Raw genomic sequence first — 22,699 nt, 5'->3', positions numbered from 1 at the left:
GTCAGGCCCTCACTTCTTCCGCTTGTGACGGCTGGACACGATGAACTTGTCCGTCGCCTTGTTGCTGCGGGTCTTCTTGCCCTTGGTGGGAATACCCCAGGGCGTGACCGGATGCCGGCCGCCCGAGGTGCGGCCTTCGCCGCCGCCGTGCGGGTGGTCCACCGGGTTCATGACGACGCCGCGATTGTGGGGGCGCTGGCCCAGCCACCGGCTGCGCCCGGCCTTGCCGAGCGAGATGTTCATATGGTCCGGGTTCGAGACCGCACCGACAGTGGCATAGCACGCGCCGTGCACGAGGCGCTGCTCGCCGGAGTTCAGACGCAGGATCACGTAGCCTTCATCGCGGCCCACAATCTGCGCATAGCTGCCGGCGGAGCGGGCGATCTGCCCGCCCTTGCCCTGCTTCAGCTCCACGTTGTGCACGATCGTGCCGACGGGAAGCGAAGACAGCGGGCCGGCATTGCCCGGCTTCACGTCCACCTGCGCACCGGCGATCACCTGGTCGCCGACAGCGAGGCGCTGCGGCGCCAGGATGTAGGCCAGCTCGCAGTCCTCATACTTGATGAGGGCGATGAACGCCGTGCGGTTCGGATCATACTCGATCCGCTCCACGGTGGCCGGCACGCCGCGCTTGGTGCGCTTGAAGTCCACCAAGCGATAGGTCTGCTTATGACCGCCGCCGCGGAAGCGGACGGTGATGCGACCGTTGTTGTTACGTCCGCCCGAGGAGCTCTTGCCCTCGGTCAGGGTCTTCACCGGCTTGCCCTTGTAGAGGCCGGAGCGGTCCACGATCACGAGCTGACGAAGGCTCGGCGTGACCGGCTTGAAATGCTTCAGCGCCATGGTCTTATCCCGTTCCCCTCAGCTCTCAGAGGCCCGTCGTGATGTCGATCTTCTGACCCTCTTCGAGGGTCACGACCGCCTTCTTGACGTCGCTCTGGACGCCCTTGCGGCCGCGGAAGACCTTCACCTTGCCCTTGCGGACCAGGGTGTTGACGCTCTTCACCTTGACGTCGAAGAGCTTCTCGACCGCTTCCTTGATCGCCGGCTTGGTGGCGGTTTTCGCCACCTTGAAGACGACCTTGTTCTGCTCGCTCTGGTTCGTCGCCTTTTCGGTGATGACCGGCGAGACGATCACGTCGTAATGACGCGGCTCGATATTGCGCGCGGAACTCATTTGAAGCGCGCCTCCAGCGCATCCACGGCGGCCTTCGTCAGCACCAGCGTGTCGCGACGCAGGATGTCATAGACGTTGATGCCCTGGACCGGGAGAACATCCACGTAGGGCAGGTTCCGGGCGGCAAGCGCCACGTTCTGCTCCACCTGGGCCCCGTCCACGATGAGCACCGACGCCCAGCCGAGCTGCGCGAAACGGTCCTTCAAGGCCTTGGTCTTCGGATCGGCGAGCGACACATTGTCGACCACCACGATCTGCTCCGCCTTCACCTTGGACGACAGAGCGTGCTTCAGCGCGAGGGCGCGGACCTTCTTCGGCAGCTCGATGGCGTGCGAACGCACCACCGGACCGAAGGCGCGGCCGCCACCACGGAACTGCGGCGCAGACGCCGCACCGTGACGGGCGTTACCGGTGCCCTTCTGCTTGTACATCTTCTTGGACGTGCGGTTGATCTCCGAACGGCCCTTGGTACGGTGCGTGCCCGCCTGGCGACGGGCGAGCTGCCACGTCACCATCCGGTGCAGGATATCCGCGCGCGGCTCGAGACCGAAGATCTCGTCCGACAGCGTCACGGAACCGGCGTCGGTGCCGTCGAGCGTCTTGACGGTGAGTTCCATCACGCGCCCTCCTCATTGGTGGCTTCGGCCGCAAGGGCGCCAGCCTCGGCAGCGGTCGCGATCTTGAACGCGCCCGGCTTCGGAGCGTCTTCCGGAAGCCGCTTCTTCACCGCGTCGCGCACGGTGATCCAGCCGCCGGCGTGACCCGGAACCGCGCCTTCCACGGCGATCAGGCCGCGCTCGACGTCGGTCATCACGACCTTCAGGTTCTGCGTGGTGACGGTGACGTCACCCATATGACCGGGCATCTTCTTGTTCTTGAAGGTCTTGCCGGGGTCCTGACGGCCACCGGTAGAACCGATCGAACGATGCGAGATGGACACGCCGTGAGACGCGCGCAGACCACCGAAGTTATGCCGCTTCATGCCGCCGGCGTAACCCTTACCAATGGTGGTGCCGGTCACGTCCACGTACTGGCCCACCACGAAGTGGTCCACCGTGATCTCGGCGCCGACCGGAATCAGCGCCTCTTCCGGAACCCGGAACTCGGCCATCTTCCGCTTGGGCTCGACCTGAGCCACCGCGAAATGACCCCGTTCGGCGCGGGTCACGTTCTTCGGCTTGCGACGGCCAGCGCCAAGCTGGACCGCGACATAGCCATTCTTATCGAGCGTACGGTGGGCAACCACCTGGCAGCTCTCGACTTTCAGCACAGTGACCGGAACATGCTCGCCGGCATCCGTGAAGATGCGGGTCATGCCGACCTTCTGGGCGATGACGCCTGACCTCATGGTCGTGTCTCCTCGCCTCTCGTTCAGAGCTTGATTTCGACGTCAACGCCGGCGGCGAGGTCGAGCTTCATCAGCGCGTCCACCGTCTGGGGCGTCGGATCGACGATATCGAGCAACCGCTTGTGAGTACGCATCTCAAACTGCTCGCGCGACTTCTTGTCGATGTGCGGAGAGCGATTGACGGTGAACTTCTCGATCCGCGTCGGCAGCGGAATCGGGCCGCGCACCTGCGCACCCGTGCGCTTGGCCGTGGCGACGATCTCGCGCGTCGAAGCATCGAGGATGCGGTGATCGAACGCCTTAAGGCGAATTCGAATGTTCTGGCCGTTCATGGCTCAAAGGCTCCGGGAATGAAGGGCACGCGCACCTGGTGCAAAGCACCGCGCGGCGTGCCCCCGTTTCTTTTCTTTTGGATCACTCGATGATGGAGGCGACCACGCCGGCGCCGACGGTGCGGCCACCCTCGCGGATCGCGAAGCGCAGCTTCTCTTCCATGGCGATCGGCACGATCAGGTGCACGTCCATGGAAACGTTGTCGCCGGGCATCACCATCTCGGTGCCTTCCGGCAGCGTGCACACGCCGGTCACGTCCGTGGTGCGGAAGTAGAACTGCGGGCGGTAGTTGGTGAAGAACGGCGTGTGACGACCGCCCTCTTCCTTGGTCAGGATGTAGGCTTCGGCCTTGAACTTGGTGTGCGGCTTCACCGAGCCGGGCTTGCACACCACCTGACCGCGCTCCACGTCCTCGCGCTTGGTGCCGCGCAGCAGGATGCCGACGTTGTCGCCAGCCTGACCCTGGTCGAGCAGCTTGCGGAACATCTCGACGCCCGTCACCGTGGTCTTCACGGTCGGACGGATGCCGACGATCTCCACTTCCTCGCCCACCTTGATGATGCCGCGCTCGACGCGGCCGGTCACCACCGTGCCGCGGCCGGAGATCGAGAACACGTCCTCGATCGGCATCAGGAACGGCAGGTCAACCGGGCGCTCCGGCTGCGGGATGTAGGCGTCGACCTGGGTCATCAGCTCCAGGATGGCGTCCTTGCCGAGCACGGGGTCGCCGTTCTCGAGCGCCACCAGCGCCGAACCGCGCACGATCGGGATGTCGTCGCCGGGGAAGTCGTACTTGGAGAGCAGCTCGCGCACCTCCATCTCGACCAGCTCGAGGAGCTCCGGATCGTCGACCATGTCGCACTTGTTCAGGAACACCACCAGCGCCGGCACGCCGACCTGACGGGCCAGCAGGATGTGCTCGCGGGTCTGCGGCATCGGGCCGTCGGCCGCCGACACCACCAGGATCGCGCCGTCCATCTGCGCCGCACCGGTGATCATGTTCTTCACGTAGTCGGCGTGCCCGGGGCAGTCGACGTGCGCGTAGTGGCGGTTCTGGGTCTCGTACTCGACGTGCGCGGTCGAGATCGTGATGCCGCGCGCCTTCTCTTCCGGCGCCTTGTCGATCTGGTCGTAGGCCGTGAAGGTCGCGCCGCCGGTCTCCGCCAGGATCTTCGTGATCGCAGCCGTCAGCGACGTCTTGCCATGGTCAACGTGACCAATGGTCCCGATGTTGCAGTGCGGCTTCGAACGGTTAAACTTCTCTTTGGCCATGGGACGCTCCGTTGGGTCTCTCTGGCGTGATATTCAGGGTGATGGAAATTCAGGCCGACGCGATCACGCGTACTTGGCCTGAACCTCCTGAGCCACGTTCGACGGCACCTGCTCGTAGTGGTCGAACTGCATGGTGAAGGTGGCACGACCCTGGCTGAACGAGCGCAGGGTGTTCACGTAGCCGAACATGTTGGCGAGCGGCACCATCGCGTTGATCACGTTGGCGTTGCCACGCATGTCCTGACCCTGGATCTGGCCACGACGGGAGTTCAGATCGCCGATGACCGAGCCCGTGTAATCCTCGGGGGTCACCACCTCGACCTTCATGATCGGCTCCAGCAGCACCGAGCCGCCCTTCTGCAGGGCCTCACGGAAGCCGGCGCGAGACGCGATCTCGAACGCAAGGGCGGACGAATCCACCTCGTGGAAGGCGCCGTCGATGAGCTGGACCTTGACGTCCACCACCGGGAAGCCCGCCAGCACGCCAGCACCAAGCACGCTCTCGAGGCCCTTCTGGACGCCCGGGATGTACTCCTTCGGCACCGCGCCGCCGACGATCAGGCTCTCGAACTCGAAGCCCTTGCCGGTCTCGTTCGGCTCCACCACGAACTTCACCCGCGCGAACTGGCCGGTACCACCGGTCTGCTTCTTGTGGGTGTAGTCCACCTCGGTCTTCTTCGTGAGGGTCTCACGATAGGCGACCTGGGGCGCGCCGATGTTGGCGTCCACCTTGTAGGTGCGCTTCAGGATGTCGACCTTGATGTCGAGATGAAGCTCGCCCATCCCCTTGAGGATGGTCTGGCCGCTCTCGTGATCGGTCGACACGCGGAAGGACGGATCCTCGGCGGCCAGCTTCGACAGGGCGATGCCCAGCTTCTCCTGGTCGGCCTTGGACTTCGGCTCGATGGCGATCTCGATGACGGGTTCGGGGAACTCCATCTTCTCAAGGATCACCGGCTTGTCGGTGGAGCACAGGGTGTCACCGGTGCGGACGTCCTTGAGACCGGCGAGCGCAACGATGTCGCCCGCATACGTCTCCTTGATGTCCTCACGGTTGTTGGCGTGCATGAGCAGCATCCGACCCACGCGCTCGCGCTTGTCGCGCGTGGAGTTCAGGAGGCTCATGCCAGCTTCCATCACGCCCGAATAGACGCGGCAGAAGGTGATGGTGCCCACGAAGGGGTCGTCCATGATCTTGAACGCGAGGACAGACAGGGGCTCGTCGTCAGACGGCCTACGCTCGGTCTCTTCCTCGGTCTTGAAGTCGATGCCCTTGATGGCGCCGCGATCGATCGGCGACGGCAGGAAGTCCACCACCGCGTCGAGCAGCGGCTGCACGCCCTTGTTCTTGAAGGCCGAGCCACAGAACACGGGGTTGAACTTACGACCGATCACCGCCTTGCGGATGAGGGACTTCAGGGTCGCCTCGTCCGGCTCGGTGCCGTCCAGGTAAGCAGCCATGGCGTCGTCGTCGAGCTCGACGGCGGCTTCCACCAGCTTGTTGCGGTACTCGGCAGCCTTGTCGGCGAGATCCGCGGGGATCTCCTCGTCATGGAACTTCGCACCGAGAGCCTCGTCTTCCCACACGACCGCCTTCATGCGGACGAGGTCGATGACGCCCTTGAAATTGCTCTCAGAGCCGATCGGGAGCTGGCAGCAGACCGGATTGCCGGCCACGCGGTCCACGATCATCTCGACGCAGCGGTAGAAGTCGGCGCCGATCTTGTCCATCTTGTTGACGAACACGATGCGGGGCACGTTGTACTTGTCCGCCTGGCGCCACACGGTCTCCGTCTGCGGCTCCACGCCCTGGTTGCCGTCCAGCACGCACACGGCGCCGTCCAGCACGCGCAGCGAGCGCTCCACCTCAATGGTGAAGTCCACGTGCCCGGGGGTGTCGATGATATTCAGACGCTTCCCGTGCCAGAAAGCGGTCGTCGCGGCAGACGTGATGGTGATGCCGCGCTCCTGCTCCTGGGTCATCCAGTCCATGGTGGCAGCGCCATCATGGACTTCGCCGATCTTGTGGCTCTTGCCGGTGTAGTAAAGGATCCGCTCAGTGGTCGTGGTCTTGCCGGCATCAATGTGCGCCATGATGCCGAAGTTGCGGTAGTCCTCGATCGCGTGAGTACGGGGCATGGGAAGCGTCCTCTCCGATCACCAGCGGTAGTGCGAGAACGCCCGGTTGGCCTCGGCCATACGGTGCGTGTCTTCGCGTTTCTTCACGGCGGAGCCGCGATTGTTGGCAGCATCGAGCAGCTCGGCGGAGAGACGCTCCACCATGGTCTTCTCGTTGCGCGCCCGGGCGGAAGCGATGAGCCAGCGGATCGCCAGGGTCTGGCGGCGCTCGTTGCGCACTTCCACGGGAACCTGGTAGGTCGCACCACCCACGCGGCGGGAGCGAACCTCCACCGCCGGCGCCACGTTCTCGAGCGCCTGGATGAACACTTCCACCGGGTCGTGCTTGGCCTTGGTCTCGACCACGTCGAGGGCGCCATACACGATGGATTCAGCGACCGACTTCTTACCGTCGCGCATCACGGAATTCATGAAGCGCGAGAGAATGGTGGACCCGAACTTCGGATCCGGAATGACTTCGCGGCGCTCGGCCTTGTGACGACGGGACATTTCTTAATTCCTCGCTTCAGCCGATCACTTGGGCCGCTTGGCGCCATACTTCGAGCGGCGCTGCTTGCGGTTCTTGACACCCTGCGTATCGAGCACGCCGCGCAGGATGTGGTAGCGCACGCCGGGAAGGTCCTTCACGCGGCCGCCGCGGATCATCACCACGGAGTGCTCCTGAAGGTTGTGACCCTCGCCGGGGATGTAGCCGATCACTTCGTAGCTGTTGGTGAGCCGCACCTTGGCGACCTTACGAAGGGCCGAGTTCGGCTTCTTCGGGGTCGTGGTGTAGACGCGGGTACAGACGCCGCGCTTCTGGGGGCTCGACTGGAGCGCCGGCGCCTTGTCCCGCGCCTTCTGCGCTTCCCGCGGCTTACGGATCAGCTGGTTGATCGTCGGCATGTACGCCTTCGCCTCGTCCTGATCTGCGGCCTTGGCCGCAACTTAAGTTCGACGATCTTTCGACCGCCACGACAGACCGCCTTGTGGCGGCCCGATGAATTCCCTTTGACCGCCCGAGAATCAGGCGATCGCACCACGAACAGAAAAGGCGCCGCTCGCCACCGCACACCGGCGGCGAACACGCCTTGCTCGCGACAGAGGATCACAACGCACATTCCGCGGGATTGAACCCCGTGGCGGCGCTGCGATCATGCACCTGAAGTTATCGCAGTGCTGTTCCTGGCAGCGCTTCGGCACCCTGAGAGACGCTGCGACCTGTGGACTTTCGTCCGAGTCTGGAGATGCGCCTCTCGTTCAGGCACCGACCGCCTGCCGCGAAAGTGGGCTGCTTCTAGCCGCAGAGTCGCTCTGCGTCAAGAGTTTCAACGCTTGCGCGACGGAAAAAGGGGTCGCGAAGCGGTTTTTCATCGCCCGGCGAAGGTCTAGCACCCCAGGGCGATGGGTTTTATGACAGCCCCAAAGCAAAGGGCGCGGCACCCTGGCGCCGCGCCCCATGCTCACCGAATCTTAAGGAATCAGCCGAGAAGGGAGGCGACGCCGTCGCGCTCTTCCAGCAGCTCCTTGAGGGTGACGTCGAACTTGCTCTTGGAGAAGTCGTCCATGGGCAGGCCCTTCACGACTTCGTAATCGCCATTGGCGCAGACCGCCGGCACGCCGAACACGATGCCCTCCGGCACGCCGTAGGAGCCGTCGGACGCGACGCCCATGGAGACCCAGCCACCGTTGGTGCCGTGGATCCAGTCATGCATGTGGTCGATGGCGGCGTTGGCCGCGGAAGCGGCCGACGACAGGCCACGAGCCTCGATGATGGCCGCGCCGCGCTTGCCGACGGTGGGAATCAGGGTATCGCGGTACCAAGCCTCGTCACCGACGAGCTCCGGCAGCGGCTTGCCCTTCACGGTGGCGAAGCGATAGTCGGCATACATGGTGGGGGAGTGGTTGCCCCACACGGCCAGCTTCTCGATGTCCTGGCTCAGCACGCCGGCCTTCTTCGCGAACTGCGAGAGGGCGCGGTTGTGGTCCAGCCGCAGCATGGCGGTGATATTGCGGGCCGGCAGGTCCGGAGCGCTCTTGGCGGTGATGTAGGCGTTGGTGTTGGCCGGGTTGCCCACCACCAGCACCTTCACGTCGCGCTTGGCGACCTCGTTCAGGGCAGCGCCCTGCACCTTGAAGATCTCGGCGTTGGCCTGGAGCAGATCGGCGCGCTCCATGCCCTTCGAGCGCGGGCGGGCGCCCACGAGGATGGCGGCATCGATGTCCTTGAAGGCCACCTTGGGGTCGGAGGTGATGACGACGTCGGCGAGGTTCGGGAACGCGCAATCCTCGAGTTCCATCACCACGCCGCCCACCGCGCCCTGGGCCTGCGGCAGGTCGAGAAGCTGCAGAATGACCGGCTGGTCCTTGCCGTACAGATCGCCATTGGCGATGCGGAACAGAAGCGAATAACAAATCTGACCGGCGGCGCCCGTGACGGCGACGCGAACGGCGGGTTTGGTCATGGGAAAATGCCCTTTGCCTTGAGTGAGCCCCGAAGGCTCGGGCGCGCAATCTATTCCGCCGGGCGGCGAATGCAAAGATGAATGCACACCAAGGTGCACCCCTGCCCCCGCTTCCTTCGTCTAGCATGGCCGCTGCCGTGGCAGGCGGGTCTGGCGCTCCTCCCCGGCTTCCGCCGGACCGGGAGGCGAAGCGCCAAGGTACCGCCGGCTCAGAGCCGCAGCGCGCGCAGCAGGCCGCCCAGGTCCGCGGCCCCATCCAGGCCGGGCGTGGGTGTGCGCGGCTCCAGAACCTGCCCGGCCAGCGCCGCCTCGCGCGCATCCGAGGGACTCATGCCGAACTCGCGCCGGAACGCGCGCGCGAAGCTCGACGGATCCGGAAAACCGTAATCCGCGGCGATGACGGAGACCGCCCCGCGCGCCAGCGGATCACGCAGCCGCCCCATGGCCGCGCGAAGCCTCTGGCTGCGAATATAGGCCGCGACGCCGCCGATGTCCTCGAACAGCCGGTAGAGGCGCGAGCGCGAGACGCCCACCGCACGGCAGATGCTTTCGGGCGTGAGCCCGGGCGACATCAGCTGCCCGGCCACATGGGCCCGCACCCGCTCACGCAGCGTGAGGTCGATGGCGCCTCCCGCCGCCTCACGGGCGTCGCCATCGGCGCCCGCCCAGGCGGCGAGCAGCGCGCGGGTGCTGCCGACGAGGCCGGGAAGGTCATCCCGCGAGAGCCCGCCCATGTGCCGCGACAGCGCCACCAGATAGTCCGACACGATGCCGGAAAAGGCCGTATCCGGGACATGGCCGGGAATGGCATCCAGCGCGCCCGCCTCGCGGGTGAAAAGGTCTCGGCAGATGTAGACCAGCAGCATGCTCGAATCATCGCTGTCCTGGTCGAAGCTGCGGCCAAGATGGCGCATCCGCAGGTGGCGGGAGCCGGGAGCGAAGGGCTCCTCGGCGCCGGTCCCGGGACAGCCCGTCAGTAGCAGGCACCAATGGTCGAGGGGGTCGCGGCGCAGGTTGCGGTAGCGCCGGCGAAATCCGGGACCGGGAAGGGTGGCCCGCACGAACGCCATGCTGCCCAGGTCCCAGACATCCATGCGCGTGGGGAAGCCCACGCGTTCCGGCCGCACCTGCGTTACTTCCGCTGTGGCGCCGACGAAGCAGCGCCACGCCTCGAACTGGTCACGGCCTGGGATATTCTCCGTGCTGAAACGCAGCGGCGCGAGGCGCTCGGCGCCGGCCGGCACAGCCAGGCGCGTCATTTCCCCACTCCGCTCCTCATCGCGCGACGACACCTTCCCCTCCCCGCGCCGGACATCCGCGCGACAAGGATAGGAAGCGGCAGCCCGGAGCGGTAGTCCGGGAAGTCCCTGGATGCACCCTCAGAGGATGACGACGCGGTCCGAGAGCTCGTTCACATCGCCGGGCCGCTGGGGCATGGGGCCGCCCAGGAGCTCCCCCGCCTTGCGCACGCCTGCCACAAGCCCCTCCGCCAGCGTGCCCTGGCGGGTCTGGCGGGAGATGGAATCGCGGATCTCCGCCCAGGCCACGGGCCCGAGCGGGGTATGCACGGCGTCGTCGGCCACCACCTCCACCAGCCGCTCGCGGGCGGCGACGAAGATGAGGATGCCGGTACGCCCACCGGTCTGCGCCACGCCGTGGGCGAGGAAGGCCTCGATGGCGGCCGAGCGCGCCGCCGCCTTCAGCGCGAGGCGCGGCACCGCCCGCTCGATCATCTGCGGCATCATCAGGATGCCCGCCACCACGAGGAAGACGATGGCCTGAATCTGCAGCACGGTCAGCGCCGAAACCGGCCAGAGCGCCACCACGGCCCACGGCAGCGCGAGCGCGATCAGCGACGACCACATCACGGAGAAGAATGGATGCTGCACCAGCGACGCGCGCGAGACCACCACGCGGATCTCGGCCGAGGTCTGCAGCTCGGCGGCGGCGATAGCCTCGCTCACCTCACGGATGTCCTCGGGAGAGAGGCCGACCTCGATGGCCGCCGGGGTGGCTGCTGGCGTAGTGGCGGCGACATAGCTCATGTCCGCCTTGCGATCTGCCGCCGGCTCGGGCGGGGGGTCCTGCGTCGTCAGCAACGCGGGCTTGGTGGGCGGCTGGGGCCGCCTGATGCGCCCCAGCGTGGAAGGGGCGGCCGCCTCGGCGCGCCCGCCGCGCGTAATGCCATGTCGGCGATCAACCACCATGACGGTCTCCGGCCCCTGCACTCATGGTCGAACGCTCCACTCATGTCAGAACTGGTGCGCGAACACCAGCGTCGATTGCATCGCGGGCAAAGGACGATGCTTTTGGTTACCACCGGCCGGAAGCCCCTCCGCCGCCCGAGGAGCCGCCCCCGCCCGACCAGCCGCTCGATCCGCCGGGGCCGCCGCCCCAGTCGAAGGACGACGAGGACCCACGGGAACGCCGCCGCCCGGAAGAACCACCGCCGCCGGAGCCGGAAATGCCGCGCCAGAGAATATAGAGCCACACCGCGACCACCAGCGCCACCACCAGGAGGCCCAGCCAATCCTCAAGCGTCATCTCCTCCTCGGCGGCGCGGGCGCGGGCGCGCGCTTCCTCGGGATCGAGGTTGAGCACCTCGATGATCGCGTCGGTACCCCTGGCGATGCCGTCCGCCATGTCGCCCGCCTTGAAGGCCGGCACAATGGCGTTGCGGATGATGGTGCCCGAGACCGCATCGGTGAGGATGCCTTCGAGGCCGTAGCCCACCTCGATACGAACCTCATGCTCCTTGGGCGCCACCAGCAGGAGCACGCCGTTGTTCTTGTCCGCCTGCCCGAGGCGCCAGGCGCGGAAGAGAGCGTTGGCGTAGTCTTCCACCGCGCCGCCTTCCAGGGAGGGGACGGTAGCCACCACCACCTGGTCGGAGGTCTTCTGCTCCTGCGCCGCGAGCTTCGCCTCCAGCGCCGCGCGGGCGGCGGGGTCGAGCACGCCGGCGGCATCCACCACCCGGCCCGTGAGCTCGGGAAAAGTGTAGGCCCGTGCCGTGGCGCCCGCGGCCAGCACCAGGAGAAAGCCAAGCAGCAGCGCCAGCCCGCGCCGCGCGGCGGCCGCCGCGGCACGGGAAATATCCGGTCTGCGAGCTTGCCGGGCGGCGATGCTCACGCGGGGTCCCTCAGTTGAACTTCACCTTCGGCGGCTGCCGCTGCTCCTCGGAAATCGTGAACGTCTCCATGGGCTTGTAGGAGCGGTAGAGGGTGGACGCCCACAGCACGCCGGGGAAGGTCTTCAGCTCGGTATTGTAGGCCTGAACGGCGCGGATGTAGTCCCGCCGCGCCACGGCGATGCGGTTCTCCGTGCCCTCGATCTGCGACTGGAGGGCGAGGAAGTTCTGGCTGGATTTCAGGTCCGGATACGCCTCCGACACCGCGATCAGCCGGCCGAGCGCGCGCCCCAGCTCCGCCTGGGCGGCCTGGAACTGCTTGAACTTCTCAGGATCGGTGATGGTGGAGGCGTCCACGTTGATGGCGGTGGCCTTGGCGCGCGCCTCCACCACGGAGGTGAGCACGTCGCGCTCCTGGGTGGCGTAGCCCTTCACGGTCTCCACCAGATTGGGAATGAGATCGGAACGGCGCTGATACTGGTTCAGCACCTCGCTCCATGTGGCCTTGGCCTGCTCCTCCGAGCTGGGGATGGCATTGACCCCGCAGCCAGCCAGCATCAGCGAAACCATCACCGCGAACAAGGGCGCCCTCAGCCCCGAGAGCCGCGCCGCGAACGAACCAGCCATCTTCCCCTCCCTTGCCCGTCGAGGAACGCTCCTACCGCGCGGCGGGCGCCGTGACCATGGGTCCAGAATCCGAAACGCACCAGATTGACATCCATTCCCCCGCCGCTCGCCTCAGGCCGGCCCAAGGTAGCCCGGCAGATCCTGTGCCTCGTCCAGATGGGAGACCTTGATCGCCAGATCCTCCGCGAGGTCGATATCGGTTTCCAGCAGGCGGATGGACATGTAGGAGCGATAGTAATTACCCCACATGAACTCCTGGAACGGCGTGTCCTCATTGGCATAGGCCCGGCCGCGCACGCCGCGCGCCAGGGTGCGCCAGGGATTGTCGGTGAGGTCCTTCACGTTGGCGGGGATCTTCACGCAAGGCCGCCGGTTGCCGTCCATGTCGATGGGCCAGCACAGGTTCTCGCGCTCCATCCGCAGCCAGAAGGTGTGAAGCTCGAGGTCGGAGAGGTCCGCCACCCGCGGGCCCAGCAGCACCTTGTTCTCGTCGATGCGCTGGAGCGCGCGGCACAGGTGGTGATGGTCCACCATGTAGAGGCGCCCGCCGGGACCGGCCACGTGCGGAATGGGCTTGGACGCCACCAGCGCCTTCAGATCGCCCTTCGAGAGGGCATCCATGGCCTTGGCGCGGCGCTTCACCTCGCTCATGCCGAGCGTGAGCTGCGTGGGATGCAGCGCGTCGATCCTCACTTCGTCGCCTTCCCGAAGCTGCCCCATCCGTGCCCCCTGCTCCCGTCGTCGCGCCACCGTTTGCGCGCGCAGGCACGATAACGCCGCGCCGCAGGCATGGGGAGGGTCATCTCACATCCCCGCGACAGCGATGCGAGGCCCTCCCGCCTCGGTCCCAAAACAGAAACGGCGCCCTTTCGGGCGCCGTTTCCTTGCGTTCCATAGCAAGCCGCGTCAGGCCGGCGAGATCATCTTCTCGGGGCGGACGATGGCGTCGAACTCCTCGTTCGTCACATAGCCGCCGCCCACCGCCTCGTCGCGCAGGGTGGTGCCCTTCTTGTGCGCGGTCTTGGCGATCTTGGCGGCGTTGTCGTAGCCGATCTTCGGCGCGAGGGCGGTCACCAGCATCAGCGAGCGCTCGAGACCCGCCTTGATGTTGTCCTCGCGCGGCTCGATGCCCACCACGCAGTGGTCGGTGAAGCTCACCGCCGCGTCCGACATGAGCCGGACCGACTGGAGGAAGTTGTAGGCCATCACCGGGTTGTAGACATTGAGCTCGAAGTGGCCCTGGCTGTCGGCGAAGGTGAGGGTGGCGTGGTTGCCGAAGATCTGCGCGCAGACCTGCGTCATGGCCTCGCACTGGGTGGGGTTCACCTTGCCGGGCATGATGGAGGAGCCGGGCTCGTTCTCCGGCAGCGCCAGCTCGCCGAGGCCCGAGCGCGGGCCCGAGCCCAGCAGGCGGATGTCGTTGGCGATCTTGAAGAGGGAGGCCGCCACCGTGTTGATGGCGCCGTGCGAGAACACCATGGCGTCATGCGCCGCCAGCGCCTCGAACTTGTTGGGCGCCGAGGTGAAGGCAAGGCCGGTGAGCTCGGCGATCTTGGCCGCCACCTTCTCCGCGAAGCCCACCGGCGCGTTGAGGCCGGTGCCCACAGCGGTGCCGCCCTGGGCGAGCTGCATGAGGCCCGGCAGCGTCATCTCGATGCGCTTGATGCCATTGGCCACCTGCTGGGCGTAGCCGGAGAACTCCTGGCCCAGGGTCAGCGGGGTCGCATCCTGGGTGTGGGTGCGGCCGATCTTGATGATGTGCTCCCACTGCGCGGACTTCTCCGCGAGGGCGCCGTGCAGCTTGTTCAGCGCCGGCAGCAGGCGGTGGGCGATCTCCTCCGCGCACGCCACGTGCATGGCGGTCGGGAAGGTGTCGTTGGACGACTGGCTCATGTTGACGTGGTCATTGGGGTGCACGGGCTTCTTGGAGCCCTTCTCCCCGCCGAGCATCTCGATGGCCCGGTTCGAGATGACCTCGTTGGCGTTCATGTTGGACTGGGTGCCCGAGCCGGTCTGCCACACCACCAGCGGGAAGTGCTCGTCGAGCTTGCCGTCCATCACCTCCTGGGCGGCGGCGGTGATCGCCTCGGCGAGCTTGGGATCGAGCCGGCCCAGGTCGCGATTCACCTCGGCGGCGGCGCGCTTGATGATGCCGAGCGCGCGGACCACCGGCAGCGGCTGCTTTTCCCAGCCGATCTTGAAATTACCCAGAGAGCGCTGCGCCTGGGCGCCCCAGTAGCGGTCGGAAGGAACCTCGATCGGACCGAAGGTATCGGTCTCGGTACGCGTGTTCATGCGTATACCCTCTCTCCTAGAGCGTTTTCGGGCGAAGTCGACATCGGTTCGCAGGTGGAAAACGCCTCAACTCAAGGTCCGCGGCGTCCGTGCCCGCCCGTGGAACGCGGGAGCCCCTGAAATCGCGCGGCGGGCGGGCTCATAGCACGGTCGCGGAGCGACGGGGAGCCATCCATCCGGCCCACGCATGGGCGGCGGCCTTCGGGTCGAAACTCGTAAGTGTTCCGTAGGGACGGTTAAATTTATTCCAGGATGGTAGCCGGTGGGGGCCGCGGTATTGGCGTTTCGCCATATCTTCACCACTGTCGCAGAGGTAATCTGCTCTCTGTGAACACCTTATGCTCCGGCGCAGGGCGTCGTGCATGATGTGTCCATAATGGCGGTGAGTTTTGGGGGAACCCGCCGCTCGGGAGAGGGTGAGAGTTGGGCGACGTGGTGAATCTTCATCGTGAGCGCAAGGCAAAGGCTCGCCGCATCGCGGAAGCGCAGGCCGAGGGGAACCGCATCCGATTCGGGCGGACCAAGGCGGAGCGTGAAAACGTCGCGCGCGAGCTCGAACGCCAGCGCCAGCACCATGAAGGCCATGCGCTGACCGAGAGGGAAGAACATGAAGAGCCCCGTGGTTAAGAGGTCCATCGTCATCGCCGGCCACAAGACCAGCGTGAGCCTCGAGGACGCGTTCTGGGAAGCGCTGAAGGAAATCGCCACGAGCCGTCGGCTCACATTGTCCGACCTCGTCGCCACCATCGATTCCGCGCGGAGCCAGGGCAATCTGTCCTCGGCGATCCGCCTGTTCGTGCTCGATCACTACCGTGGCGCCGCGCAAAGCACGCGGGCGGTGGGCGGCAGCGAGCGGGCGGTCGTCACCAGCCCTCCCGTTGCGTAATGCCCCTCGGAACCTTATCTGCTTCCATGGCGAACGGTTCGTCGCGTTGAAACGCGGCTTACGGTTTTCTATAACCGCACCCCTCGGGGGAATGGTGCTCCATTCCCGACCCTGCGGGTTCATGCCCCGCCGGGCGGCCTGACGGCCGCGCGGCGCTGGGAACGGGTGGAGCCGCGCGCTCCGCGCGGTGCTCGGACGAGACACGCTGTGACGCGGGCGCCGTAGCGCGGCACCGCCGACGGGAGACGACGGATGTCGTGGAAGAATCAGAGTGGCGGCCCATGGGGAAACGGGCCGCGCGGCCCCTGGAGCTCGGGGCCGCAATCCTCGGGACCCACGCCTCCTGACATCGAAGACCTCATCCGGCGCAGCCAAGACCGGCTGCGGACCATGATGCCCGATGCATTCGGCTTCAAGGGCATCATCCTCATCGTCGCGCTGATCGTGGGCGGCTGGCTGCTTTCCGGCTTCTACCGCGTGGAGCCGGACGAGCAGGGCGTGGTGCTGCGCTTCGGCAAGTTCGTCGGCCTCACCCAGCCGGGCCTCAATTATCACTGGCCCTACCCCATCGAGACCGTGATCACCCCCAAGGTGACGCGCGTCAATCGCATCGACATCGGCATTCGCGTCGCCGAGGACGGCCGCCGCGCCAGCATGGCCCGCGACGTGCCGGAAGAGAGCCTGATGCTCACCGGCGACGAGAACATCGTGGACGTGGACTTTTCCGTGTTCTGGGTGATCAACAACGCCGAGCAGTTCCTGTTCAACGTGCAGAACCCCGAGGGCACCATCAAGGCCGTGGCCGAAAGCGCCATGCGCGAGGTGATCGGTCGCACGGACATCCAGCCCATCCTCACCGGCGCCCGCCAGAACATCGAGACCGGCGTGCAGGAGCTGATGCAGCACACCCTCGACCAGTACAAGGCCGGCGTGCGCGTGACCCAGGTGCAGCTCCAGAAAGTGGACCCGCCGGCCCAGGTCATCGACGCCTTCCGCGACGTCCAGGCCGCTCGCGCCGACGCCGAGCGCGCCCAGAACGAGGCGCAGACCTACGCCAACCGCGTGCTGCCCGAGGCCCGAGGCGAAGCCTCCCGCATCGACAACGCCGCCCAGGCGTATCGCGAACGCACCGTGGTGGAGGCGCGCGGCCAAGCGGCCCGCTTCCTCAAGGTCTATGACGAATACCTGAAGGCGAAGGACGTGACGCGCGAGCGCATGTATCTCGAGACCATGGAACGCGTGCTCGGCGGTGTGGACAAGGTGCTGGTGGATCCCGGCGCGGCTTCCACCTCTGGTTCCGGCGGCCAGGGCGGCGTCGTGCCGGTCCTGCCGCTCAACGACCTCCTGCGCCGTTCCACGGCGCCTACCGCCCAGACGCAGGGAGCCACCCGATGAAGAATCACGTTTTCGGTGGCGTGCTCGCCGTCCTCGCGGTGATCGCCCTGGTGGTGGTCTATTCGTCCGCCTTCATCGTCAACCAGACCCAGCAGGCCCTGGTGCTGCGCCTCGGCGAGCCGCTGGAGCCGGTCACCATCCCCGGCTTGCACTGGAAGGCGCCCTTCATCGACAGCGTTGTCTATATCGACAACCGCATCCTCGACCTGGAGAACCCCTCCCAGGAAGTGATCGCCGCGGACCAGAAGCGCATCGTGGTGGACGCCTTCGCGCGCTACCGCATCACCAATCCGCTGCGCTTCTATCAGGCGGTCGGCACGGTGGAGGCGGCCAACTCCCGCCTCGCCACGGTGCTCAACTCGGCCCTGCGCCGCGTGCTGGGCGAGAACACCTTCATCGCCGTGGTGCGTGACCAGCGCGAGAACCTGATGCGCCAGATCGGCGAGCAGGTGAACCGCGAGGCGGCGAGCTTCGGCATCACCGTGGTGGATGTGCGCATCCGCCGCGCGGACCTGCCGGAGGCCAACAGCCAGGCCGTGTTCCAGCGGATGCAGACCGAGCGCCAGCGCGAAGCCGCCGAGATCCGCGCCCAGGGTAACGAAGCCGCCCAGCGCCTGCGCGCCCGCGCCGACCGCGAGGCCGCCATCGTCCTGGCCGAGGCGAACTCCAAGGGCGAGCAGCTGCGCGGCGAGGGCGACGCCGAACGCAACCGCATCTTCGCCGACGCCTTCGGCCGCGATCCGGACTTCTTCACCTTCTACCGCACCATGCAGGCTTACGAGGCCAGCATGAAGTCGGCCGACACCCGGCTGGTGGTGAGCCCGGATTCGAGCTTCTTCCGCTACTTCCGTGATCCGTTCGGCGGGGCCGCGCCGAAGCCGGGCGCGCACTGAAGCAGGCTCCGGGCGGCATGACCGACCTTCTTGCCGCCCTCGGGCTTCTGCTCGCCATCGAGGGCCTGTGCCTCGCGGCTTTCCCCGCGGCCTGGCGGCGCGCCATGCGCGCCGTGATGGAGGCTCCGGAAGGCCCCATGCGCATCGCCGGGCTCGCCGTCGGCGCCCTCGGGGTGCTGGTGGTCTTCCTGGTCCGGTCCGGGCCCCGCTGATGCCCGGCGCAGCCTGTGCCGCGCGGTTCGCGGCTTTGGCGATGATGCCGGCGGGAACGCCGGCATCCGGCGGCCGTGCCCGCCCACTCCCATAGGCGGCGCTTCCCCAGGCGCGCGGGCCTCTCGGGGCGATGTGAACGGGGTACGCGCATTTGGCCTTGCGCGCCGGCCGCGCCCGGCGCAGCCTCCGCAGGTCGCCGCAGCTCCGAGGAGACCGATGTCCCTGTTCCGACGCATCCTTCGCCGCCGGCCGCTGGCGGTTGCCGCCCTGGCCCTGTCCCTGGCAGCCCCGCTCCTCGCGGGTGGCCCGCTGGCGGCCGCGCCGGGCAAGGGCCCCGACACCGTGGCGGACGTGGCCGAGCGCGTCATGGACGCGGTGGTGAACATCTCCACCTCGCAGACGGTCGCGGCCTCGCGCAGCGTGCCCACCCCGCAGTTGCCCCCCGGCTCCCCGTTCGAGGACTTCTTCGACGAGTTCTTCAAGCACCGGCAGGAGGATGGCGGTGAGAGCCGCTCGCGACGGGTCTCCTCCCTCGGCTCGGGCTTCGTGATCGACCCCTCGGGGCTGATCGTGACCAACAATCACGTGATCTCCGACGCCGACGAGATCTATGCCAACTTCAACGACGGCACCAAGCTGAAGGCGGAGCTGATCGGCCGCGACACCAAGACCGACCTCGCCCTCCTGAAGGTGAAGCCCGAGAAGCCGCTCGTCGCCGTGAAGTTCGGCAATTCGGAAAAGCTGCGGGTGGGCGACTGGGTGATGGCCATCGGCAATCCCTTCGGCCTGGGCGGCACGCTGACCGTGGGCGTGGTCTCCGCCCGCAACCGCGACATCAATTCCGGCCCCTACGACAACTTCATCCAGACCGACGCGGCCATCAACCGCGGCAATTCCGGCGGCCCGCTGTTCAATATGGAAGGCGAGGTGGTGGGCATCAACACCGCCATCATCTCCCCCTCGGGCGGCTCCATCGGCATCGGCTTCGCCGTGCCTTCCGCCACCGCGCAGCCGGTCATCGCGCAGCTTGAGCAGTTCAAGGAGGTCCGGCGCGGCTGGATCGGCGTGCGCATCCAGGCGGTGACCGACGATCTCGCGGAAAACCTCGGCATCGGCAAGCCGCGCGGCGCCCTGGTGGGGGTGGTGAACGAGGGCGGCCCGGCGGCGAAGGCCGGCCTCAAGCCGGGCGACGTGATCGTCCGGTTCGACGGACGCGACGTCAAGACGGTGCGCGACCTCACCCGCTCGGTGGCGGACACCATGGCTGAGCGCGAGGTGGACGTGGTGGTGATCCGCAAGGGCAAGGAAGAGTCCCTGCGCCTCAAGGTCGCCCGCATGCCGGAGGACGACAAGGCCGAGGCCAAGGCCGGCGCGGACCAGAAGGCCGCGCCCAAGCGTACCCTGGGCCTTGAGCTCTCCCCCATGAGCGAGGAACTGCGCAAGCGCTACAACATCAAGACCGAGATCAAGGGCGCCGTCATCACCGCGGTGGAGGACGGTACCGAGGCTGCCGACAAGGGACTGAAGCCGGGGCAGATTATCGTGCAGATCGGCCAGGAGCCGGTGGCGAGCCCGGCCGATGTCCAGAAGCAGATCGAGGCCCTGCGCAAGACGAAGAAGAAATCCGCCTTGCTGCTGGTCTCCGATGGCCAGGGCCAGCAGGAGTTCGTGACCATCCCGCTCGACTGAGCCCCGCCCTCGGCTTCGGCGGCATCCGCGCTCCGCGCGGTGCCGCCGACAGCGCGGATCAGGCCGGATGGAACTCCTCGCGCATGTAGCCCTGCATGTAGAGCAGCGCGGTGAGGTCGCCATGGTCGATACGGGCATGGGCAGCGGCCGCCACCTGCGGCTTGGCGTGGAAGGCGATGCCCAGGCCCGCTTCCGCCAGCATAGCGAGGTCATTGGCACCGTCGCCCACGGCCAGGGTCTCGGAGGGCGCGAGGTGGAAGCGGTCGCGCAGCTCCACGAGGGCCGCGAACTTGGCATCGCGGCCGAGGATGGGCTCCGCCACCGCGCCCACGAACGCGCCGCCATCCACCAGCAGGGTGTTGGCGCGGTGCTCGTCGAAGCCGATCATGTCGGCGATGGCGGAGGTGAAGAGGGTGAAGCCGCCGGACACGAGGGCCGTGTAGGCGCCGTTCGCCCGCATGGTGCCCACCAGCTCCCGGCCGCCGGCCGTGAGGCGGATGCGATCACGCAGCACCTCGTCCACCACCGAGGCGGAAAGGCCGCGCAGCAGGGCGACGCGTTCGCGCAGGGCGGGCTCGAACTCGATCTCGCCGCGCATGGCGCGCTCGGTAATGGCGGAGACATGGGCCTTCACGCCCACCACGTCCGCCAGTTCATCGATACATTCCTGGCGGATCATGGTTGAATCCATGTCGGCGAGGAACAAACGCTTGCGCCGGCCGGCCTCAAGCTGCACCACCACGTCGATGGGCGCGCCACCGAGGGCGTCGCGCACCCGGCCGGCGATGGCGCGCGCATCGGCGCCGAGCGCAGGCGCGAAATGGATGTCGGCCGCGACCTCCGGGTCGAGGATCACCGGCTCCTGGGCATGGGGCAGGACGGCGCGCGCATCGTGGAGTGCCTCGCGCGTCACGGCCGGGGCGGATGGATTCGAAATCAGCGTTGCAACATAGGCCATGGAAGAACCGGAGACAGGACAGGAGAAGGGGACGGCGGTGCTCATCGCAGGTCCCACCGCCAGCGGCAAGTCGGCTCTCGCCCTCGCGCTCGCCGAGCGCACGGGTGGTGTCGTGCTCAATGCAGATTCCATGCAGGTCTATGGCGATCTTGCGGTGCTCACGGCGCGGCCGAGCGACGCGGACGTTAGGCGGGCACCTCATCTTCTTTATGGCCATGTGGACGCGGACAGCGAATATTCCGTCGGCCACTGGCTGGCCGACGCCAAGGCCGCCCTGCGCGGCGCCTGGGCGGATGGCCGCCTGCCGATCCTCGTGGGCGGCACCGGCCTCTATTTTCGCGCGCTGACGCAAGGGCTTGTGGACCTGCCCGCGATTCCCGAGCACATCCGCGCCGAGATCCGAGACGAAGCCGAACGCGCGTCGAACGACACGCTCCACGCTCGGCTCGCCGAGGTGGACCCGACCGCCGCCGCGCGCATCGGCGCCAACGATCGCCAGCGCATCCTGCGCGCGCTGGAGGTCGAGGCGGCCACCGGGCGGCCCCTTTCCGCATGGCAGAGCGAGGTCCAGCCGCCGTTCCTCGCCGCCGAATCATGCGTGCGGATGGTGCTGGAGGTGGAGCCCGAGCTGCTCCGCGAGCGCATCGACGCCCGCTTCCTCGCCATGCTGGACGCCGGCGCGCTGGAGGAAGTCGCCCGCTTGGCTGCCCGCCGGCTCGATCCGGCCCGGACGGCGTTGAAGGCCCATGGCGCGCCCGCCCTCACCCACCATCTGGCCGGCGAGATGAGCCTCGCCGACGCCATCGCCGAGGGCCAGGGCGATACCCGCCGCTACGCCAAGCGCCAGCGCACCTTCTTCCGCCACCAGATGGCCGGCTGGGCCCATGCCCGGCCGGAACAGGCGCTCGACCTACTGCTCGGCGCCCTGCCCCCTCAGGCGTGAGAACGGATGGGACGGCCCGACCGGCGCGGCGCCGCGCGCTGGCGCAGGGCCGCGAGCAGCGCCACCGCGAGCCCCCCGGCCAGCACCCACCACACCGGGCGCGGGCCAAGGTCGAACGAGAAGTTCGCCTCCCCCACCAGCCAGGGATCGACCCGCGTGGCGAGGCCGTACCAGGCCATTTCCAGGAGCCCGGTGACCACCGCCGCCGCGAGCGCGAGCAGGGCGAAGGCGGCGGGCGTCACCTCCCCCCGCGCCTTGAAGGCGATGCGGTAGAGGAACAGGAGCACCAGGGCGCCGGTCACGAGCACGGGCTCGGTCACGTCGAGCTTGGACTGGATGAAGAAATGCAGCGCCGCGAGCACGGCGATCACATAAACCGCCCGGTGCAGCAGGTTCCAGCGCTGCGCCCCGAGCCGGCGCAGCGCCCCATCGGTGGAGGTGGCACCCAGCGCGATCAGCAGCGCCACGGCCACGGCACCGATGGTGAGATAAATCCGGAGCGCTATTTCCGACACGGCCCGCGCCGCGCCCTGATCGATGAAGAACAATGTGAGGTGCGCCAGCGCATAGGCCAGCGCCGCGAGGCCCAGGATGCGCCGTCCGAAGAACAGCTTCGGCGCCGCCAGGAGCCGGCGCAGCGGCGTCACCGCGAGGGTGAGCACCAGGAAACGGATGGCCCACAGGCCGGTGAAGTGGATCGCCTCGGTCCAGGGCCGCGGGCCAAGCCCGCCGGAGGCCGCGAGCCATGCCAGCCAGAAGGCTGGCAGCACCGAGAGCAGAAGGAAGAAGGTCTTCTCCCGGCTGAATGCGCCGGAGCGTTCGTGAAAGAGCGGCATGAACGGCCTTCGCGCTGCGGCGCCCCTGTGGAGCCACCCTTCGCATACGCCTTCCCGCGCCCCGGCGGCATCGCCCGAGGGCGCACGATGGCGTGAGCGCGCGCGGGCGTGAACAGCCGCGCCC

25 protein-coding genes are annotated in these 22,699 nt (G+C 67.4%); 7 read left to right on the top strand and 18 right to left on the bottom strand.

Features of this window, described 5'->3' with window-relative positions; genetic code table 11:
• Nucleotides 1-9: 9 nt before the first annotated feature.
• From rplB to fumC, 16 genes are all read right to left on the bottom strand, one after another.
• The gene (rplB, locus tag V5F75_RS12300) at nucleotides 10-843 is read right to left on the bottom strand and encodes a 50S ribosomal protein L2 (protein ID WP_394034697.1); all 834 of its coding nucleotides are present in this window, start codon (nucleotides 841-843) and stop codon (nucleotides 10-12) included.
• Nucleotides 844-868: 25 nt separating this feature from the next.
• Entirely contained in the window at nucleotides 869-1,177 is a 309-nt protein-coding gene (locus V5F75_RS12295; protein ID WP_393988620.1) for a 50S ribosomal protein L23, read from the bottom strand.
• On the bottom strand, nucleotides 1,174-1,794 hold the full coding sequence (gene rplD, locus V5F75_RS12290; RefSeq protein WP_394034698.1) for a 50S ribosomal protein L4: 621 nt from the start codon (nucleotides 1,792-1,794) through the stop codon (nucleotides 1,174-1,176). The genes V5F75_RS12295 and rplD overlap by 4 nt, the downstream gene beginning before the upstream one ends.
• On the bottom strand, nucleotides 1,794-2,525 hold the full coding sequence (gene rplC, locus V5F75_RS12285) for a 50S ribosomal protein L3 (RefSeq protein WP_394034699.1): 732 nt from the start codon (nucleotides 2,523-2,525) through the stop codon (nucleotides 1,794-1,796). Before rplC ends, rplD begins: the two co-directional genes overlap by 1 nt.
• Nucleotides 2,526-2,548: 23 nt before the next feature.
• Nucleotides 2,549-2,857 (bottom strand): 30S ribosomal protein S10, encoded by a 309-nt coding sequence (rpsJ, locus tag V5F75_RS12280; RefSeq protein WP_012113701.1) that lies wholly within the window; start codon nucleotides 2,855-2,857, stop codon nucleotides 2,549-2,551.
• Between the two features lie 82 nt (nucleotides 2,858-2,939).
• Entirely contained in the window at nucleotides 2,940-4,130 is a 1,191-nt protein-coding gene (gene tuf / locus V5F75_RS12275) for an elongation factor Tu (protein ID WP_394077724.1), read from the bottom strand.
• Between the two features lie 63 nt (nucleotides 4,131-4,193).
• Nucleotides 4,194-6,269 (bottom strand): elongation factor G, encoded by a 2,076-nt coding sequence (gene fusA, locus V5F75_RS12270; protein ID WP_394037042.1) that lies wholly within the window; start codon nucleotides 6,267-6,269, stop codon nucleotides 4,194-4,196.
• A gap of 18 nt (nucleotides 6,270-6,287) precedes the next feature.
• Nucleotides 6,288-6,758: a 30S ribosomal protein S7 gene (gene rpsG, locus V5F75_RS12265; RefSeq protein WP_394037044.1), complete on the bottom strand. Its 471-nt coding sequence runs from the start codon at nucleotides 6,756-6,758 to the stop codon at nucleotides 6,288-6,290.
• 24 nt (nucleotides 6,759-6,782) lie between these two features.
• On the bottom strand, nucleotides 6,783-7,154 hold the full coding sequence (gene rpsL / locus V5F75_RS12260; RefSeq protein WP_012171083.1) for a 30S ribosomal protein S12: 372 nt from the start codon (nucleotides 7,152-7,154) through the stop codon (nucleotides 6,783-6,785).
• A 575-nt stretch (nucleotides 7,155-7,729) separates the two neighbouring features.
• Nucleotides 7,730-8,713: a malate dehydrogenase gene (locus V5F75_RS12255; RefSeq protein WP_394037046.1), complete on the bottom strand. Its 984-nt coding sequence runs from the start codon at nucleotides 8,711-8,713 to the stop codon at nucleotides 7,730-7,732.
• A 209-nt stretch (nucleotides 8,714-8,922) separates the two neighbouring features.
• The gene (locus V5F75_RS12250; RefSeq protein WP_394037048.1) at nucleotides 8,923-9,972 is read right to left on the bottom strand and encodes a helix-turn-helix transcriptional regulator; all 1,050 of its coding nucleotides are present in this window, start codon (nucleotides 9,970-9,972) and stop codon (nucleotides 8,923-8,925) included.
• Between the two features lie 120 nt (nucleotides 9,973-10,092).
• The gene (locus V5F75_RS12245; RefSeq protein WP_394037050.1) at nucleotides 10,093-10,920 is read right to left on the bottom strand and encodes a TPM domain-containing protein; all 828 of its coding nucleotides are present in this window, start codon (nucleotides 10,918-10,920) and stop codon (nucleotides 10,093-10,095) included.
• 106 nt (nucleotides 10,921-11,026) lie between these two features.
• A complete protein-coding gene (locus tag V5F75_RS12240; RefSeq protein ID WP_394037155.1) occupies nucleotides 11,027-11,806 on the bottom strand; it encodes a TPM domain-containing protein in 780 nt (259 codons plus the stop codon).
• A 46-nt stretch (nucleotides 11,807-11,852) separates the two neighbouring features.
• Complete coding sequence (locus V5F75_RS12235) at nucleotides 11,853-12,467, bottom strand: LemA family protein (protein WP_394037052.1); 615 nt, start codon at nucleotides 12,465-12,467, stop codon at nucleotides 11,853-11,855.
• A gap of 111 nt (nucleotides 12,468-12,578) precedes the next feature.
• A complete protein-coding gene (locus V5F75_RS12230) occupies nucleotides 12,579-13,160 on the bottom strand; it encodes a ParB-like protein (RefSeq protein ID WP_509212069.1) in 582 nt (193 codons plus the stop codon).
• Nucleotides 13,161-13,373: 213 nt separating this feature from the next.
• Entirely contained in the window at nucleotides 13,374-14,762 is a 1,389-nt protein-coding gene (fumC, locus tag V5F75_RS12225; protein ID WP_394037056.1) for a class II fumarate hydratase, read from the bottom strand.
• A gap of 432 nt (nucleotides 14,763-15,194) precedes the next feature.
• Here fumC and V5F75_RS12220 point away from each other — a divergent pair, with 432 nt between their 5' ends.
• The 6 genes from V5F75_RS12220 (at nucleotide 15,195) to V5F75_RS12195 (ending at nucleotide 19,838) form a co-directional block, all read left to right on the top strand.
• On the top strand, nucleotides 15,195-15,389 hold the full coding sequence (locus V5F75_RS12220) for a DUF4169 family protein (RefSeq protein WP_394037157.1): 195 nt from the start codon (nucleotides 15,195-15,197) through the stop codon (nucleotides 15,387-15,389).
• Nucleotides 15,370-15,648, top strand: a complete 279-nt coding sequence (locus V5F75_RS12215; protein ID WP_394037058.1) for a ribbon-helix-helix domain-containing protein — start codon at nucleotides 15,370-15,372, stop codon at nucleotides 15,646-15,648. The genes V5F75_RS12220 and V5F75_RS12215 overlap by 20 nt, the downstream gene beginning before the upstream one ends.
• A gap of 252 nt (nucleotides 15,649-15,900) precedes the next feature.
• Nucleotides 15,901-17,043, top strand: coding sequence for an FtsH protease activity modulator HflK (hflK, locus tag V5F75_RS12210; protein ID WP_394037060.1), 1,143 nt, complete (start codon nucleotides 15,901-15,903; stop codon nucleotides 17,041-17,043).
• The gene (gene hflC, locus V5F75_RS12205) at nucleotides 17,040-17,936 is read left to right on the top strand and encodes a protease modulator HflC (protein WP_394037062.1); all 897 of its coding nucleotides are present in this window, start codon (nucleotides 17,040-17,042) and stop codon (nucleotides 17,934-17,936) included. Before hflK ends, hflC begins: the two co-directional genes overlap by 4 nt.
• 17 nt (nucleotides 17,937-17,953) lie before the next feature.
• A complete protein-coding gene (locus V5F75_RS12200; RefSeq protein WP_394037064.1) occupies nucleotides 17,954-18,148 on the top strand; it encodes a DUF2065 domain-containing protein in 195 nt (64 codons plus the stop codon).
• Between the two features lie 217 nt (nucleotides 18,149-18,365).
• Nucleotides 18,366-19,838, top strand: a complete 1,473-nt coding sequence (locus V5F75_RS12195) for a DegQ family serine endoprotease (protein ID WP_394037066.1) — start codon at nucleotides 18,366-18,368, stop codon at nucleotides 19,836-19,838.
• Nucleotides 19,839-19,896: 58 nt separating this feature from the next.
• On the opposite strand, the gene serB is transcribed toward V5F75_RS12195, so the two are convergent.
• On the bottom strand, nucleotides 19,897-20,796 hold the full coding sequence (serB, locus tag V5F75_RS12190; RefSeq protein WP_394037068.1) for a phosphoserine phosphatase SerB: 900 nt from the start codon (nucleotides 20,794-20,796) through the stop codon (nucleotides 19,897-19,899).
• Between serB and miaA the strand changes: the two genes are divergently transcribed.
• Nucleotides 20,795-21,739, top strand: a complete 945-nt coding sequence (gene miaA, locus V5F75_RS12185) for a tRNA (adenosine(37)-N6)-dimethylallyltransferase MiaA (protein WP_394037070.1) — start codon at nucleotides 20,795-20,797, stop codon at nucleotides 21,737-21,739. The genes serB and miaA overlap by 2 nt on opposite strands.
• Here miaA and V5F75_RS12180 read toward each other — a convergent pair.
• Nucleotides 21,730-22,575 carry a protein-methionine-sulfoxide reductase heme-binding subunit MsrQ gene (locus V5F75_RS12180; RefSeq protein ID WP_394037072.1) on the bottom strand — a complete coding sequence of 282 codons (846 nt, stop codon included), beginning with the start codon at nucleotides 22,573-22,575 and terminating at the stop codon, nucleotides 21,730-21,732. The two genes, miaA and V5F75_RS12180, sit on opposite strands and share 10 nt — an antisense overlap.
• Nucleotides 22,576-22,699: the final 124 nt, after the last annotated feature.

This window comes from Xanthobacter albus (assembly GCF_043194895.2).
GTDB lineage: Bacteria > Pseudomonadota > Alphaproteobacteria > Rhizobiales > Xanthobacteraceae > Xanthobacter.
This window is presented reverse-complemented; position numbering and strand designations above follow the sequence as displayed.

Bases quoted from the DNA above. Each gene is read 5' to 3' on its own strand.
- V5F75_RS12245 (WP_394037050.1), bottom strand. From the start codon at position 10,920: ATGGTGGTTGATCGCCGACATGGCATTACGCGCGGCGGGCGCGCCGAG.
- hflC (WP_394037062.1), top strand. From the start codon at position 17,040: ATGAAGAATCACGTTTTCGGTGGCGTGCTCGCCGTCCTCGCGGTGATC.
- V5F75_RS12235 (WP_394037052.1), bottom strand. From the start codon at position 12,467: ATGGCTGGTTCGTTCGCGGCGCGGCTCTCGGGGCTGAGGGCGCCCTTG.
- rplB (WP_394034697.1), bottom strand. From the start codon at position 843: ATGGCGCTGAAGCATTTCAAGCCGGTCACGCCGAGCCTTCGTCAGCTC.
- miaA (WP_394037070.1), top strand. From the start codon at position 20,795: ATGGAAGAACCGGAGACAGGACAGGAGAAGGGGACGGCGGTGCTCATC.
- hflK (WP_394037060.1), top strand. From the start codon at position 15,901: ATGTCGTGGAAGAATCAGAGTGGCGGCCCATGGGGAAACGGGCCGCGC.
- tuf (WP_394077724.1), bottom strand. From the start codon at position 4,130: ATGGCCAAAGAGAAGTTTAACCGTTCGAAGCCGCACTGCAACATCGGG.
- V5F75_RS12215 (WP_394037058.1), top strand. From the start codon at position 15,370: ATGAAGAGCCCCGTGGTTAAGAGGTCCATCGTCATCGCCGGCCACAAG.
- V5F75_RS12200 (WP_394037064.1), top strand. From the start codon at position 17,954: ATGACCGACCTTCTTGCCGCCCTCGGGCTTCTGCTCGCCATCGAGGGC.
- V5F75_RS12195 (WP_394037066.1), top strand. From the start codon at position 18,366: ATGTCCCTGTTCCGACGCATCCTTCGCCGCCGGCCGCTGGCGGTTGCC.
- serB (WP_394037068.1), bottom strand. From the start codon at position 20,796: ATGGCCTATGTTGCAACGCTGATTTCGAATCCATCCGCCCCGGCCGTG.
- V5F75_RS12255 (WP_394037046.1), bottom strand. From the start codon at position 8,713: ATGACCAAACCCGCCGTTCGCGTCGCCGTCACGGGCGCCGCCGGTCAG.
- rpsG (WP_394037044.1), bottom strand. From the start codon at position 6,758: ATGTCCCGTCGTCACAAGGCCGAGCGCCGCGAAGTCATTCCGGATCCG.
- rplC (WP_394034699.1), bottom strand. From the start codon at position 2,525: ATGAGGTCAGGCGTCATCGCCCAGAAGGTCGGCATGACCCGCATCTTC.
- fumC (WP_394037056.1), bottom strand. From the start codon at position 14,762: ATGAACACGCGTACCGAGACCGATACCTTCGGTCCGATCGAGGTTCCT.
- V5F75_RS12180 (WP_394037072.1), bottom strand. From the start codon at position 22,575: ATGCCGCTCTTTCACGAACGCTCCGGCGCATTCAGCCGGGAGAAGACC.
- fusA (WP_394037042.1), bottom strand. From the start codon at position 6,269: ATGCCCCGTACTCACGCGATCGAGGACTACCGCAACTTCGGCATCATG.
- V5F75_RS12250 (WP_394037048.1), bottom strand. From the start codon at position 9,972: ATGACGCGCCTGGCTGTGCCGGCCGGCGCCGAGCGCCTCGCGCCGCTG.
- V5F75_RS12295 (WP_393988620.1), bottom strand. From the start codon at position 1,177: ATGAGTTCCGCGCGCAATATCGAGCCGCGTCATTACGACGTGATCGTC.
- rpsJ (WP_012113701.1), bottom strand. From the start codon at position 2,857: ATGAACGGCCAGAACATTCGAATTCGCCTTAAGGCGTTCGATCACCGC.
- rpsL (WP_012171083.1), bottom strand. From the start codon at position 7,154: ATGCCGACGATCAACCAGCTGATCCGTAAGCCGCGGGAAGCGCAGAAG.
- rplD (WP_394034698.1), bottom strand. From the start codon at position 1,794: ATGGAACTCACCGTCAAGACGCTCGACGGCACCGACGCCGGTTCCGTG.